This window comes from Leeuwenhoekiella aestuarii (genome assembly GCF_004104055.1).
GTDB lineage: Bacteria > Bacteroidota > Bacteroidia > Flavobacteriales > Flavobacteriaceae > Leeuwenhoekiella > Leeuwenhoekiella aestuarii.
Window position 1 is genome coordinate 158,326 of record NZ_QOVJ01000006.1, and the last position, 15,494, is coordinate 173,819.

At 37.9% G+C, this 15,494-nt stretch carries 17 protein-coding genes; 11 read left to right on the forward strand and 6 right to left on the reverse strand.

Going from position 1 to position 15,494, the window contains the following annotated elements:
* Positions 1-48: 48 nt before the first annotated feature.
* The 9 genes from DSM03_RS14800 to DSM03_RS14835 all read left to right on the forward strand — a co-directional run bounded on the left by DSM03_RS14800 (position 49) and on the right by DSM03_RS14835 (position 7,229).
* Entirely contained in the window at positions 49-1,164 is a 1,116-nt protein-coding gene (locus DSM03_RS14800; RefSeq protein ID WP_128762524.1) for an alkene reductase, read from the forward strand.
* Between the two features lie 88 nt (positions 1,165-1,252).
* Positions 1,253-1,900, forward strand: coding sequence for a flavin reductase family protein (locus DSM03_RS14805; protein WP_128762525.1), 648 nt, complete (start codon positions 1,253-1,255; stop codon positions 1,898-1,900).
* Positions 1,863-2,033, forward strand: a complete 171-nt coding sequence (locus DSM03_RS14810; RefSeq protein WP_201740448.1) for a DUF2256 domain-containing protein — start codon at positions 1,863-1,865, stop codon at positions 2,031-2,033. Before DSM03_RS14805 ends, DSM03_RS14810 begins: the two co-directional genes overlap by 38 nt.
* Positions 2,034-3,329 carry a DASH family cryptochrome gene (locus DSM03_RS14815; RefSeq protein ID WP_128763299.1) on the forward strand — a complete coding sequence of 432 codons (1,296 nt, stop codon included), beginning with the start codon at positions 2,034-2,036 and terminating at the stop codon, positions 3,327-3,329.
* A gap of 10 nt (positions 3,330-3,339) precedes the next feature.
* Positions 3,340-4,875: a cryptochrome/photolyase family protein gene (locus DSM03_RS14820; protein WP_236638922.1), complete on the forward strand. Its 1,536-nt coding sequence runs from the start codon at positions 3,340-3,342 to the stop codon at positions 4,873-4,875.
* Positions 4,876-4,960: 85 nt separating this feature from the next.
* Positions 4,961-5,119: a lmo0937 family membrane protein gene (locus DSM03_RS14825; protein WP_128762529.1), complete on the forward strand. Its 159-nt coding sequence runs from the start codon at positions 4,961-4,963 to the stop codon at positions 5,117-5,119.
* A 35-nt stretch (positions 5,120-5,154) separates the two neighbouring features.
* Positions 5,155-5,292 carry a hypothetical protein gene (locus tag DSM03_RS19060; RefSeq protein WP_164916932.1) on the forward strand — a complete coding sequence of 46 codons (138 nt, stop codon included), beginning with the start codon at positions 5,155-5,157 and terminating at the stop codon, positions 5,290-5,292.
* Positions 5,293-5,437: 145 nt separating this feature from the next.
* Positions 5,438-6,292, forward strand: coding sequence for an aldo/keto reductase (locus DSM03_RS14830; protein WP_128762530.1), 855 nt, complete (start codon positions 5,438-5,440; stop codon positions 6,290-6,292).
* A gap of 178 nt (positions 6,293-6,470) precedes the next feature.
* Positions 6,471-7,229, forward strand: coding sequence for an SDR family oxidoreductase (locus DSM03_RS14835; RefSeq protein WP_128762531.1), 759 nt, complete (start codon positions 6,471-6,473; stop codon positions 7,227-7,229).
* Positions 7,230-7,252: 23 nt separating this feature from the next.
* Here DSM03_RS14835 and DSM03_RS14840 read toward each other — a convergent pair whose 3' ends face one another.
* Together DSM03_RS14840 and porG are read right to left on the reverse strand one after the other, a co-directional pair.
* Positions 7,253-9,085, reverse strand: coding sequence for an ABC transporter ATP-binding protein (locus DSM03_RS14840; RefSeq protein WP_128762532.1), 1,833 nt, complete (start codon positions 9,083-9,085; stop codon positions 7,253-7,255).
* A gap of 57 nt (positions 9,086-9,142) precedes the next feature.
* The gene (gene porG, locus DSM03_RS14845) at positions 9,143-9,874 is read right to left on the reverse strand and encodes a type IX secretion system protein PorG (protein ID WP_128762533.1); all 732 of its coding nucleotides are present in this window, start codon (positions 9,872-9,874) and stop codon (positions 9,143-9,145) included.
* 148 nt (positions 9,875-10,022) lie between these two features.
* Between porG and DSM03_RS14850 the strand changes: the two genes are divergently transcribed.
* A complete protein-coding gene (locus DSM03_RS14850; protein WP_128762534.1) occupies positions 10,023-10,895 on the forward strand; it encodes a pirin family protein in 873 nt (290 codons plus the stop codon).
* Here DSM03_RS14850 and DSM03_RS14855 read toward each other — a convergent pair.
* The 3 genes from DSM03_RS14855 to DSM03_RS14865 form a co-directional block, all read right to left on the reverse strand.
* Positions 10,892-12,112: a multidrug effflux MFS transporter gene (locus DSM03_RS14855; RefSeq protein WP_128762535.1), complete on the reverse strand. Its 1,221-nt coding sequence runs from the start codon at positions 12,110-12,112 to the stop codon at positions 10,892-10,894. The genes DSM03_RS14850 and DSM03_RS14855 overlap by 4 nt on opposite strands.
* Positions 12,113-12,269: 157 nt before the next feature.
* Positions 12,270-12,488 carry a hypothetical protein gene (locus DSM03_RS14860; protein WP_128762536.1) on the reverse strand — a complete coding sequence of 73 codons (219 nt, stop codon included), beginning with the start codon at positions 12,486-12,488 and terminating at the stop codon, positions 12,270-12,272.
* 112 nt (positions 12,489-12,600) lie between these two features.
* The gene (locus tag DSM03_RS14865; protein ID WP_128762537.1) at positions 12,601-13,314 is read right to left on the reverse strand and encodes a pirin family protein; all 714 of its coding nucleotides are present in this window, start codon (positions 13,312-13,314) and stop codon (positions 12,601-12,603) included.
* Between the two features lie 193 nt (positions 13,315-13,507).
* Here DSM03_RS14865 and DSM03_RS14870 point away from each other — a divergent pair, with 193 nt between their 5' ends.
* Positions 13,508-14,215 carry a hypothetical protein gene (locus tag DSM03_RS14870; protein ID WP_128762538.1) on the forward strand — a complete coding sequence of 236 codons (708 nt, stop codon included), beginning with the start codon at positions 13,508-13,510 and terminating at the stop codon, positions 14,213-14,215.
* Positions 14,216-14,263: 48 nt separating this feature from the next.
* On the opposite strand, the gene DSM03_RS14875 is transcribed toward DSM03_RS14870, so the two are convergent.
* Positions 14,264-15,412 (reverse strand): MFS transporter, encoded by a 1,149-nt coding sequence (locus DSM03_RS14875; protein ID WP_128762539.1) that lies wholly within the window; start codon positions 15,410-15,412, stop codon positions 14,264-14,266.
* Positions 15,413-15,494: the final 82 nt, after the last annotated feature.

Below are 15,494 nucleotides of genomic sequence, written 5' to 3' on the forward strand. Positions count from 1 at the left end.
AGCATAGTCTCTATCTTGATGTATACTTTTATAAAAAAGAAAATTACTATGAAAACTAATCAAGCATTATTGCAATCCTTTAAACTAGGAGATATCACATTAAAAAATCGTCTTGTTATGGCTCCTATGACCAGAAGTCGTGCAGAAAATTCTGAGAATGCTCCTACTGAAATGCATGTGGAATACTACACACAACGCGCCGGAGCCGGACTCATTATCACTGAAGGCTCACAGGTTTCTAAACGAGCAGTAGGATATATTCACACAGCTGGTATTCACTCTAAAGCTCAAGTTGAAGGCTGGAAAAAAGTAGTGGATGCTGTTCACAAAGAAGATGGAAAGATATTTATTCAGCTTTGGCACGTGGGACGCATATCACATCCTGACTTCCATAATGGGGAAAAACCATTGGCACCAAGTGCTGTAAACCCAAATGCAAAATCTTATACCCCAGAAGGTTTTAAAGACACGGTAGAACCTAAAGCGATGACGCTGCAGGAGATTGAAGAAACCCAACAAGAGTTTGTGAACGCAGCAAAAAATGCAGTTGAAGCAGGCTTTGATGGAGTAGAAATTCACAGTTCTAATGGCTATTTATTCCATCAGTTTTTTAATAAAAATGCAAATACCCGTACTGATGCGTATGGAGGAACTATTGAAAACCGCGTTCGCTTTTTCTTTGAAACTTTAGATAAAGTAAAAGAAGTTATACCTCAACATAAAATTGGAGTTCGTCTGAACCCTTCATTAAATGACGTTTTTGGGATTAAAGCAACAGAAGAAACCATCCCAACCTTTGATCACATTATTGAACGTCTTAATAATTATGATTTAGCATACTTACACCTTTCAGAACCGTTTACTGATGTAAGCGAAATTGATTTTCTTGAAACAGAAATCGCAAAAAGATATCGCCCTAGATATAAAGGCAACTTGATGATCAATTCAGGCTTTACTCAAGAAACCGGTAATGCAGTTATTGAAGCCGGCAACGCCGACCTTGTAGCTTTCGGGAAGTTATATATCTCTAATCCCGATCTTGCCGAACGCTTTGCTATAAATGCTCCTACTGCAGAATGGGACGAGGATACGTTTTATACACAAGGCAGAAAAGGATACACCAATTACCCTACCTATCAGCAAGAAAAACAGGAAGTTGAATAGGCTAAAATTTTGTTATTTTGTTTAATCTTAACAATAGTCGAGTTAAACAAACTGTAATTTAGGGGTAAGCTTATACTTACCCTTTTTTATGAGACATTATACTGATAAGGAAATAAAAGAATTACCATCCAGATATCGCGCACACTTTATAAACAGCTGCACGGGATTTAAATCTGCAAACTTGCTTGGTTCGGTCTCTAAAGACGGCATCAGTAATGTAGCAATTTTTAGTTCGGTAACACATTTAGGGAGTAACCCTCCACTTTTGGGTTTTGTGCTACGCCCTACTTCTGTTGAACGCAATACCTATGACAACTTAGTAAAATCTGGCGTTTTCACAGTAAATCATGTGAATCAAAATTTCATAAAAGAAGCACATAAAACTTCAGCTAAATACGAAGGGAATGTTTCAGAATTTGACAAGACCCTTTTAACTGAAGAATTTTTAGATGATTTTAAAGCTCCATATGTAAAGCAAAGCCGTATAAAAATGGGGTGTGAATTTGTCAATGAATATTTTATCAAAGAAAATGATTGTCATTTTATAATAGGCAAGATCAAGCATATTTATGTAGACGATCACATACAGGCAGATGATGGTTGGCTTAACCTTGAGCGTGCTCAGACGGTTTGTATAGATGGCCTTGATGGGTATGCCCTCCCTCAAATATTGAATCGTTTTACCTATGCAAAGCCAAATGAGGCTGTGCATTCAATTAGAGATCTTGGCTCATAAAAAAGTAAATCTTCCTCAAAAAATATGCTTAACCTGTGAAAAACCTTTTACCTGGCGAAAGAAATGGGAAAAGAAATGGCAAGATGTAAACTACTGTAGCGAGCGCTGCAGACGTAATAAAAAGACTTTATAAATGAATTTAGTTTGGTTTAGAAATGATTTAAGAACCCAAGACAATCATAGTTTAAATCAGGCATTAGCAGATGCTAAAAATGTTCTGGCGGTTTATTGTTTTGACCCGAAACAGTTTAAAAAAGATCGTTTTGGATTTAAAAAAACAGAACGATTTAGAGCGCGATTTTTAATCGAAACCATTCAAGAATTAAAAGATAATCTGGCGGAATTAAACATTCCGCTTTTTGTATTTTGTAATCAGCCTGAAAAAATACTCCCGCAATTCATAAGCGATCAAAACATAAAAAAAGTCTTTCTTCAAAAAGAATGGACATTTGAGGAAAAAAAAGTTTCAGATTCGGTTAAAAAGCTCTCCAATCCTGATATTGAATTCACAGAAACATTTGATCAGTTTTTAATTCATCCGGAAGATCATCCTTATGATAGCTTTGCTGCTATTCCTCAGGTTTTTACGCAGTGGCGTAAAAAGTGTGAAAAACAAGCAAGCATCAGAGGTCTGGTGAAACCCAGAAAACTTTCCGAAGAAAATCTAATCGACACACAGACTACAATTCCAACACTTACAGACCTAGGGCTTGAAGAGTTTAAACAAGATGACCGCTCTGCTTTTCCATTTAAAGGTGGAGAAACTCAGGCATTACAAAGAATTAAATCGTATTTCTGGGATTCTAAAAAACTACAGGTTTATAAAAAAACCCGTAACGGACTTCTGGGTAACGATTACAGCTCTAAGCTTTCGGCTTGGCTGGCAAATGGGAGTTTATCCCCACGAACCGTCTATTGGCTGGTAAAAGAATTTGAGAAAAATCAGGTGAAAAATGAAAGCACCTATTGGTTGATTTTTGAACTTTTCTGGCGTGATTATTTTAAATACATTTCTCTAAAACACGGAGCTAAAATCTTTTATCTAGGAGGAATTCTAGACAAAAAATACGATTGGAAACAAGATGAAGAATCGCGTAAAGCTTGGATAAACGGCACTACAAAATATGATTTTGTAAATGCAAATATGCAAGAAATCGCAGCTACAGGTTGGATGAGCAACCGCGGCAGACAAAATGTGGCGAGTTTTTGGTCTAAAGAATTACAGCAAGATTGGCGCGTAGGCGCAGCCTATTTTGAGAGTATGCTCATAGATTATGACGTACACAGCAATTACGGCAATTGGATGTATAATAGCGGTGTAGGTAATGATCCCGGAGATCGTAAATTCAATATAAAAAGTCAGGCGGAACGCTATGACGGCGACGGGAAATACCGCAGAGTCTGGCTTCAAAAATCAGTGTTTGATTAAACTATTACCTGTGAAAAAACTCCGTTTAATTCTTGGCGATCAGCTCAATCACAAACATTCTTGGTTTGATGAGACTGACAATGAAGTGATTTATTTTATGGCTGAAATGCGTCAGGAAACAGATTATGTCGTACACCATATTCAAAAAGTGATCGCCTTTTTTGAAGCTATGCGAAATTTTGCAGATTGGTTAGAAGAACGGGGGCATTTTGTGATTTATTACGACTTGAGTCATCCCGATAACAAACAAGAGTTATCTAAAAATCTGAATCAATTAATCAAAGCGCATCAAGTAGATAAATTTGAATATCAGCTCCCTGATGAGTTTCGGTTAGATCAACAACTCAAAGAGTTTTGCAAAACGTCAAACATTAAAACTGAAGCACACGACACAGAACATTTTCTAACCAGTCGCTCTGATCTGGAGAGCTTTTTTAAAGGAAAGAAAACCTATACGATGGAATATTTCTACCGCGATATGCGTAAGAAATATGACATCATGATGTTAACAGAAAAAGATCCTGAAGGTGGTAAATGGAACTTTGACCAGAGTAATCGCAAAAAATGGAACGGCAAACCCGAGATTCCACACGAACGCGGTTTTAGAAAAGATGTTTCAAATACGCTAAAACGCATAAAAGATGCAGGCATAAAAACGATGGGAGCGGTTGATGAAATTTCATTCAACTGGCCTACTTCGCGAACAGACTCTTTAAGCGTGCTCAACTATTTCTGTGAAAATTTATTGGTTCATTTTGGCGACTATCAAGATGCGATGGACCCTGATCAGGTGTATTTGTTTCACAGCAGATTGAGTTTTGCAATGAACAGTAAAATGCTGCATCCCCTCGAAGTCATTAAAAAAGTAATTGAATACTGGCGTGAAAATAAAAATCAGATAGACATCAGTCAGGTTGAAGGCTTTGTGCGTCAAATATTAGGTTGGCGCGAATATATGCGCGGGTTGTATTGGATGAAAATGCCCGAATACCGAACTACCAATAAGCTAGAAAACCACAATAAACTACCTGATTTTTATTGGACAGGAGAGACAAAAATGAAATGTCTGCATCACGCTATTAAACAAAGTTTAGATCACGCATATGCACATCACATACAGCGGTTGATGGTTGCCGGGAATTATGCACTGCTTACACAAACAAACCCTGATGAAGTTGATGAGTGGTATTTGGGCATTTACATAGATGCAATAGAATGGGTTGAAATAACCAATACCCGGGGTATGAGTCAATTTGCAGATGGTGGTCTCGTAGCTACAAAACCCTATGTTTCCAGTGGAAGCTACATCAACAAAATGAGTAATTATTGCAAATCTTGTGAGTATAGCGTTTCTAAAAAAACAGGTGATAATGCGTGCCCTTTCAACAGTTTATATTGGAATTTCTTGTTTGAAAAGCGAGAACATTTTAAAAACAACCAGCGCATGAATATGATGATGAGTCTTTTAAATAAAAAAGACCCTGACGATTTAGAAAAACTTGTTAATCGCGCTCAGGAAATCATAAAGAATCCACAAAACTTCTAACCGACGCGTTAATTCACTGTTAATCAAAATTCAAGTTACTTACTATCTTACTACATTTAAATCACTAACCAATATCATTATTATTATGAAAGATATAATTTGGCTTATTGTAGTGATTCTATTAATCGGTTGGCTCGTGGGGTATTTTGGCTTCGCTGAGTCTGTAGGAAGTTTAATCCACATCCTGCTTGTACTTGCTGTGATTGCAATTCTCTACAAATTAGCTACAGGTCGCCGACTATAACAACCAAAAATTACTAACCTTTAAAAACTTGAATTATGAAACGCATTTTTTTATTCTTATTCCTAGCCGGAGTTATGGGCACAACTTTACAAAGTTGTCGGGAATCAACCGGAGATAAAATTGAAGACGCAGCAGATGACATTGGTGATGCTGCAGAAGATGCTGTAGATTAATCACTACTGCATTGACAAGCTGAAAGCCGTACTTTTTAAGTAGGGCTTTTTTTAGTGCTAATCGTTTAACAAGTTAACGTTAACAAGGGTTAAACCCTTTCTCTAATCCTTAATTGATGGTTAACTTTAAACTAAAACAAATAGTATGAGCACCACAACTTTAAATAAACCAATTACAAACCTTCAAGGAACTTGGGAACTTTCTAACGGTCATAAAATGCCTTATCTGGGGCTAGGCGTCTGGAAGGCAGAGGACGGTGAAGAAGTGATACATGCTGTAAAATGGGCACTTGAGGCCGGTTACAGACATATAGATACCGCAAAAGCTTATGAAAATGAGGAAGGCGTAGGAAAAGGGATCAAAGAAAGTGGTATTCCCAGAGAGGAATTATTCTTAACCAGTAAATTATGGAACAGCGATCAAGGTTATGAAAGTACATTAGAAGCTTTTGACAAAACCCTAAAACGTCTGGATACTGATTACTTAGACCTATACCTCATTCACTGGCCGGTAGAAGGTAAATACAAAGACACTTGGAGAGCTCTGGAAAAACTCTATAAAGACGGAAAGATCAAAGCTATTGGAGTAAGTAATTTTTTAGAGCATCAGCTTAGAGATTTAATGCAAGATGCAGAGATTAACCCCATGGTAGATCAGTTAGAATTTCACCCGTGGTTAGTACAAAAAGACCTGCAAGATTTCTGTGCAACTCACAATATTCAATACGAAGCCTGGTCTCCGCTTATGCAAGGAAAAGCTTTCAAAAATGAAACTTTAAAACAATTGGGTGAAAAGTATGGCAAATCACCAGCGCATATTGTTTTGAGATGGGATTTACAAAATGGCGTTGTGACTATACCAAAATCCACTTCAAAAGATCACATAATCAGCAATGCTGAAATATTTGATTTTGAATTGAGCGAAGAAGATATGCAAACCATAAACGCATTAGATAAACACGAGCGTATAGGTCCTGACCCTGATAATTTTGACTTTTAAAAGAGCCTGAATTATAATCTATTAATAAACCCGCTTAAAAGCGGGTTTATTGATTTATATAAATTTCTGATTTTACAAAATAGAGCTTTAAATGACCATTGCGGCATAATTTCAGCTTAAATTCTTCTCGTAGCCTAAAGAGTCTTTGTAGTTTTGCCGGCAAATTGATTTTAGAGTTATGTGGAATTTAGAAGGTAAAACAGCATTAATTACAGGAGGGACTAAAGGAATAGGTCGTGCAACAGTTTTAGAATTTGCAAAACTGGGTGCTAAAGTAATCTTTACCGCACGTGACGGTAATGCTGTCACAGCATTTCAGCAGGAATTAGGAGAAGCAGGGTATATCGCTTCAGGGATGGCAGGTGATGTAACTTCTGAAGATGATCAGGATAACCTAACCGATTTTGTTTTTCAGCGCTCCGGTTCTTTAGATATTCTCGTCAACAATGCCGGAACAAATATTCGCAAAGAAGCGGCACACTACGAACCTGAAGAATATCAAAAAATTCTGGACACCAATCTTATTGCTCCTTTTGAATTGACCCGTAAATTTTTCGCTTTGCTTAAAAGATCTGGTAAAGCTTCTGTTATCAATGTGGCTTCCGTTGCTGCAAGTCAGGATGTAAAAAGCGGCGCGCCTTATGCGATGGCAAAAGCCGGACTTTTACAACAAACCCGAAGTTTAGCTTCTGAGTGGGCTGAAAAAAATATTCGAGTGAATGCAGTTTCCCCCTGGTATACCGAAACGCCACTTGTAAAACCAGTTATGGAGCAGGAAGAGCGTTATGCTAAAATTATAGAACGTACGCCACTTAAACGCTTTGCACAACCGGAAGAATTAGCAAGCACAATCGCATTTTTAGCAATGGATAAAGCTTCATACATAACCGGTCAAAACCTGATTGTAGATGGTGGTTTAAGTGCAAATGCTCTCTAGCCCGAATTAAATTTTATACCGAATTATTTGTAGCCCTGTGCCTGCAAATCAAAAAGCTCTGCATACAATTTAGAGTTCTGCATCAATTCCTCATGGGTTCCCAATTCTAAAATTTTACCAGCTTTAAGAACCAGAATACGATCGGCCATACGCACCGTACTGAAGCGATGCGAAATAATGATGCTGGTTTTACCTTTGGTAAGATCTATAAAGCGTTCAAAAACCTCATATTCTGCCTTTGCATCTAATGCAGATGTAGGTTCGTCAAGAACCATAACCCTTGCATCTTTCATATACGCCCGAGCTAAAGCCACTTTTTGCCACTGTCCTCCAGAAAGTTCCTGCCCGTTTTTAAAGCGTTTTCCCAATTGGGTATCATAGCCTTCCTGTAAATCACCTATCACTTCATTAGCCAGACTCAACTGTGCTGCATTTGTAATGCGCTTATCATCCTGTACAGCGGCGATGTCACCCACCGCAATATTTTCGCGTAGCGTGAATTCGTATCTGAAGAAATCCTGAAAAATAACGCCAAACATCTTTTGAAAATCAGCTTTATTATACTGATTGATATTGACACCATCCAGTAAAATAGCGCCTTGGGTAGGTTCATAAAACCGAAGCATCAATTTGATCAGGGTGGTTTTACCGGCACCATTCTGACCTACAAAAGCCATTTTCTCTCCGGCTTTCAAAGTAAAACTCACGCCTTTCAATACTCCATGATCGCTTCCGGGATATGCAAAATGAACATCTTTCAGCTCAAAACCGGTATGAATTACTTCAGGAAGTGGCAGAAATTCCCGGTTTTCATCAGGTATTTCAAGATCTATAAAGTCAAAATAATCTTTAAGGTACAGAGCACTTTGTGTAATTCTTGTAAAGTTTGTAAAAAAGGTTTGCAAACTATTCCTTAGACGGTTAAAAGAAGCCGAAAGAAACGTCAATTCACCTATAGTAATCTCACCATCTAAAACACTTTTAATTATTACCAGATAAGCCGCATAATAACAAACCACGCCCAGCACGTTAAAAATAGCACTGTAGATACTGCGTTTTACGGTTAACTTTTTATTGATATGGTAATACCGCTCGCTTAAGGTCTTAAAACGCTTGGCAATAAAATCTGTGAGACCAAAGAGTTTGATCTCTTTAGCAGTCTTATCATTTGCACCTATATATCTCAGGTAATCCAGTTCGCGACGCTCTGTAGTCCAACTGCGAGATAAGGAATATTGTTGCCCGCTAAACCGAATCTCATTGATAAAAAGCGGGATGATACTCAAGGCTAACAATACGATGAGCAGTGGCTGAAAGTAAATGAGACCCGCTATTAAGGTACTTATAGATATTAAACTTTGCGCCTGTGCCAGCGACATACTCATCAGACCTACACGGCCCTGAGTTTGTTGTCGCGCACGCTCTAATTTATCGTAAAACTCGGAGTCCTCCAGCTGACTCATATCTATTTTGCTGGTTTTACGAATCATCGTTTCTGAAGAAATAATGTTGTATTTATCACCAAGAAGACCGTCTGTGATTGCAATAACTCGGTTTATAATATCAGCAAAAACGGTAATAGCAAACTCGAGCAAGACGTAATTCCATAATTGACCATAGTCTGCCTGAGGAGCTGCCACTTGAGCTACAATTTCATCAATAATGAGTTTTCCTACCCATAAAATAACTACCGGCGAAAACGCATTGACCAGCCTGCATACCAGGTTAATGGTAAACAACAACGGACTAACGCTCCATATTTCTTTAAAAAATCGAGGAATAAAACGCAGCGCCTGAAACGAAGCACGTACGTTTGTTTTTTTAGTATCTGAGATACTTTCTAAACTTCTTGGCATGGAGCAAAGATACAGCGAAGCGCTTTGGGTAAACGCTAAAAGATCTGCTAAATTCTATTACAATGTACAATCACAATATGCATCAGTACCCTTACCTAACCGGTATGTCAAGGTAATACCTACAAAAGTATACCAGTCATTGTTAGAAAAATCGGGTAATTTATTGGGTGCTAACTGTGCATGATCAGGATGACTCCCATCAAGATTGTCTGTCATTGTATAGCGCGGAGAAAGTTCAAGACCTAACATAAAATTACTCCCAACAAAAGTTTTAAAACCTAAACCAAAAGGAACCACTATACGCGTTCTGGTTCCGTATTTTTCTGCTAATACATCTTCAAAACCAGCAGAAATGGGATAAAATAATTCGTCATTATAAACAGCTCCTAAACCTGCATGAATATAAACAGCTATCGGATTTTGAGCATTCTTAAAAAATGAGAACGGCACATACTCAAAACCTAAAGAAGCTTCTATACTTGTATTTTCAAAAGAATAGTATAAAGAGTTATTGCGCCCATTACCTCGATATCCATCGGCTGCATCACGGTCGTTATCATAAAGCGTAAAAAAAGTCACAGTTCCTCTGAGACTTAGCTTTTCGTTAAAATTCATCTTCCCTATTAAACCTAAAGTAGCTCTATTAGGGGCCACAAATTTCTTTTCTCCTAGTTCTCCATAATAATTGACACCACCTAAATAGAGACCGAGATCATAAGTTTTCTTTTGTGCTTTTAACGTGTTTACAGTAATAATTGTTATTAGAATTACAAATACCTTAGCTTTCATCAGTAGAGTTTTAAAGTGGACGTATTTGACTTACAATAAGATTTGGGGTTGTATTGTATATTTATAAAACTTAAAAAAGTTTATAATAGTATTCTTACATTTCAAAACACTACTATTTTTAGTTTTAAAACTATAACAAATTACTTAAATGTCTAACACAGGGTTAATTATAGAAGAGAGAAGCAGAGATATAGGAGATTTTCTGGTAGGAAGACTGCTGCCTTTTAGAAAAAAAAGAATGGTGGGTCCTTTTATCTTTATAGATCATATGGGACCTGATCAACTAGGACCTGATGATTATATGGATGTGGATCAGCATCCACACATAGGGCTTTCAACGTTAACCTATCTGCTAGAAGGCGAACTCATACACGAAGACAGCATCGGCACCTATCAACGTATCAAGCCGGGTTCTGTCAACTGGATGGTTGCCGGGAAAGGTGTTACCCATACAGAGCGGACTCCTAATGATTTTAGAAACGGAAATACGTTTACAATGCACGGTTATCAGATTTGGGTTGCACTACCTAAAATGCTGGAATTTACAGAACCTGCTTTTCACCATATTGACGCAGATGCATTACCGCAATGGAGAGAGAATAATGCTCGCTACAAACTCATAGCCGGTAAGGGTTATGGTAAAATAAGTCCCGTACCGGTTCACTCCGATTTATTTATGATCGAAATTATTGCTGAAGAAGACCACAAACTCGACATTGAAGACAATTTGTTTGGAGAAGTGGGAGTTACTATCGTTTCAGGAGCTGTTGAAGCCTGTGGCGAAATTATCAAAGAAGGCAATATGCTGGTTAGTAAAACCAATGAAGTATGCAAGCTCAAAATTTTAAAAGGCGCTCACATTTTTCTTTTCGGCGGAAAACCTTTTGAAGAAGAACGCCACATTTACTGGAATTTTGTTGCAACTTCTAAAGCACGCTTAGAAGAAGCCAAAACACAATGGAAAAATCATGAGTTTCCTAAAGTTGAAGATGATGATACCTATGTACCGCTACCTTCTTAAGCTTTTGAAGCCCGAATTTTATAGGACTTACGTTTATTCAAGTAAAACAGCACTAAAATTAAACTGCACAGCGCACTACAAAACAAGATGTATAATAAGGGAGCGACACTTTCAGTGACGAGTTGAGCTACAAGAATACTTGCCAAAGAGCCAAATATCATGCCTATACTGCCTACCAATGCAGAAGCGCTACCCGCTTGTTTGGTAAAGGGGTCTAAAGAAAGTGCCGTAACATTAGGGTTCTGAAAACCTACTAGAAACAACATCACGAACAAAAAGGGATAAACTACCCAAAACTGTAGCGCAAGAAAGCTAATGACAATACCGCCGGTCGTGAGTACAGACAACGCCAAACAGGTCGCGACTGTTATTTGCAGTAATGAAAAACGCTTCAATGCGAGGCGATTAATCTGACTCCCTAAAATAAGTCCTAAAGCATTACTCCCAAAAACCCATCCAAATTGCTGCTCGCTCAGACCAAAAAATTCAATAAAAATAAAAGGAGCACTACTTACATAACTCAACAAACAAGCCATTGTAAAACCTCTGGTCATGGCAAAAATGAAAAATTCTCTATTCTTTAAAATGGAAATATATTCTGTAACGATTTTTACGGGTCTTAAACTCGTAGTGCGGTTAGGAGCTGCACTTTCAGGCAGAACATACGTAATTAACAACAACATTAGAATTGCAAAACCAGCCAGAATGTAGAAAACAGCCTGCCAATCAAAAGCGCCTATAACCAAACCACCTACAGTGGGAGCTATAATAGGTGCAACTCCCATGATAAGCATTAAAGTAGAAAGTACATCTGCAACCTGTTTCTTTTCAAACAGGTCCCGCACAATAGCTTTTGAAGCCACCATCCCTGCACAACCACCCAATGCCATAAAAAACCGGGCACCTATCAAAATGTTTAAATTCCAGCTAATAGCACATAAAAGCGCTGTAACAGTATAGAGCATTAACCCGCCAATTAGTGGCCTGCGTCTCCCAAAACGATCCATCAACGGACCGTAGGCCAGTTGACCCAAAGCAATACCTATAAGGTAACTTGTTAAGGTTAGACCTACTTTACTAATATCTACACCAAAATCATCTGCTACATTTCCGAACCCGGGTAAATACATATCTATAGAAAATGGACCTATAGCTATGAGGGTTCCTAAAATGAGTACTATGAGATTGCGGGAAGAAGTTGTAAAACGTTTTGCCATATTTTATTCCTAAAATGCAAAATTAGCCTTTGTTATAGAGAAACTAGGACACTAACATGTTATTAAAATTGTAAATCAAAGACAGACTTTCCTAAGACAACGATGTAGTTTTGAGAACTAAAAAAAGGGAGCTTAAAGCTCCCCTTTTTATTATTTTCTAAATTCGATTAAACGAGTTGTCTGAAAAATTTTTCAAATTACCTTCTAAAGGAGGTGATGAAGAAGTCACATCTTCTAGCACAAGATATTCGTCACTTTCTTTAAATTTCTCCAGAAGTTCATAATTGACGTGGATAGGAATGTGCAAGCCAGGATATTTCAAAGCATACATATCTCCTATTCTACCTACTAACTCTAACTTAATTGGTGTTTCCATAAACAAAAGGTTTAATTAATAGTGTAAAAGATTCTGAGCAAAAAAATGCCACCAAACCAAAACAAAATATCAAGCCTCTTCTATACTGCCAATTTTTCAGATAAAATTTAAATTATAATTGCATAGGAACTTCCATTAGAAGAACAGATGCATCTTCTGAAGCTTTTAATTTTATAGAATCGGTATTTAAAACCCCCAGACCGTCTCTTCGCTCCAAGACATGATCTCCGGCTGTAATGCTTCCTTCTAAAACAAAAACATAGAGCCCGTTACCCTCCATATTAAAAGTATACTCCAGCTCTTTGCCAGCTTCTAATTCAGTAAGATTAAACCAGGCATCCTGATAAACCCAAACTCCTTCATCCTCCTTATTTGGAGAAAGCACTTGTTGCAATTTGTTTTTTCGGTCTGCTTTATTAAGCGTTATCTGATCGTAGCGCGGCGCAACGTTTTGTTTATTAGGAATTACCCAGATCTGAAGAAATTTCACTTCTTCATCTTTATTCTTATTATACTCAGAATGTTGTACTCCGGTACCGGCACTCATAACCTGAATATCACCTTCTTTAATTACCGTAGTATTTCCCATGCTGTCTTTGTGCTCCAAATCACCGGAAAGCGGTATCGAAATGATTTCCATATTTTGATGCGGATGTGTACCAAAACCCATCCCGCCACTAACCTGATCGTCGTTCAAAACCCGTAAAACACCAAAGTTCATACGCTCAGGATTGTAATAATTAGCAAAACTAAAACTGTGTTTACTGTGTAACCATCCGTGGTTTGCATCACCGCGGGTAGCTGCTTTATGAAGTATTGTTTGCATATCTTTTTATTTAAAAAAACAGAATTTTATAATTCTTAAAAGCCTGTTTAGTTTCACGGGAGTAGTCGTTAGAAGCGTCTTTAAATTACGGAATGTATAGAGTTGGTGTAGCGTTAAATTTAAAATAAGCGACCTTATACAAAACATGCTAACTAAAAGCTTTGTACTTTTAATACTCAAAAACTCTTTTTAAATGAAAAAAAAGCTACTCACCTTACTTGCGCTGATGGCACTTGTGGCATGTAAAAATGAATCAAAAACAGAAACTATAGAATCATCTGTAGAACCCGTTAAACTTGACCGCACTTCCGAAGAGGAGATCGCTTATAAGATCGCTCAGGCAAATGGTATCGAAAATTGGGATGATGTAGCTGAAGTACAATTTACATTTAATGTAGATCGTGGTGACAGTCATTTTGCCCGCAGTTGGAAATGGAATCCAAAATCTGATGACGTTACAATGATGAGTGAGCAAGATACAGTTGCTTATAACCGTAAAAACGTAGACAGCCTTGCTATGAATGCTGATAAAGGATTTATAAATGATTCCTTCTGGCTACTGGCTCCTATGCATTTAGTCTGGGATGAAGGAACAGTGCTTACGGTTCAGGATACCGCTACTGCACCGATGAGCGAACAAAAAATGAGTAAGATCACGTTGACATATGATGGCGATGGTGGATATACACCGGGTGATGCTTATGACTTTTTCTACGATGATGATTACAGAGTAAAAGAATGGATTTACCGCCGCGGAAACGTTTCTGAATATTCTATGGTAACAACCTGGGAAGGATATGAGGATTATAACGGCATAGAGATCGCTTCTGACCACAAAGCTCCTGAAGACGCTGTGCATTTATACTTTACAGACATTGTAGTAAAAACAGAAGAAGACTAGATTTCTTTTTTTTCAGAATACAAAGCTCATCTCATTGATGGGCTTTTTTTAGTTTCGCTTTAAACCTAAAGCAATGATACCCGCGATGAGTGTAAAGCTCAACAGGGCTATAAAACTTCCTTTTAAACTGAACGTTTCTGCTAAAAAACCTAAAAAAACAGGACCTAACAGTAAGCCTACAAAGCCTGTTCCTGCTATAAAACTGATACCTTCTGAAGCTTGTATACCCTTTAAATTTCCGCTGTACCGAAATAATTCAGGAACCACGATAGACAACCCAATCCCTACAAATCCAAAACCTGCTAACACGATCGTCGTTGTTTCGGTTAAAACCAATCCAAAACCTAAGGTCGCCACAAAACATCCCACAATCATAATAAAACGTGAACCAAAACGTGCGCTTATTGCATCACCAAAAAAGCGACCCAGCGCCATGGTTCCATTAAAAATAGTATATCCTAAACCCACCAGAGTTGCGGCCGCAAGGGAGACTTTTTCCAGATATAATGCGCTCCAGTCAACGATTGCTCCTTCTGCTGCCATCACCAGAAATCCTATCAAAGCCAAACCAATAAGCGGTCTTAAATTGCGTAACTTCAGACTACCTTCGCTTTCTGCTTCTGTGGTTTTTAGATGCAAATAATTACTGCACAAAATCAGGTTGGCAAAAATCAGTAGCAAACTCACGCTAACCATATGCTGCCAAGGGATCGCCAAATACGGAATCAGCAGGCTTCCTATTCCTGCACCTAACATTCCGCCTAAACTGAAAAAGCCATGAGAAACAGACATAAAATGAACCTCGTCGCGTTTTTCTATTTCGGTAACTAAGGTATTTATCGTGACATCAAGTAATCCTGAAAATAAGCCCACCACAAAAAGACTAGCACATAAAAAAAAATAAGTTTCTACTAAAAACGGACCTAAAAAAACACTACAAAATCCCAGAATAGCGATAAGTGCTGTTTTCCCCACACCTAAAAACTGAATGATTTTGGGTACAAAGGGAATCATACTCAAGGTTCCTAAAGCCATAAAAAACACGGCAAACCCAAGTTCTCCTTCACTAATTGCCAGTTTTGATGTGATCTCTGGTATATAAATCGCCCAGGTCCCAAAAATAATATTGAGCGTGGCGAATAAAAAAACCGGAGTAAAGTAGCGCAAATCGCTAAAGACTAAACGTAAAGCATTCATGAACTATAGGAGTTATCAACCGCCAAATTACCAAAAATCTGCGTTTGATAAGCATATATCAATCCACATATAAACAAACGCT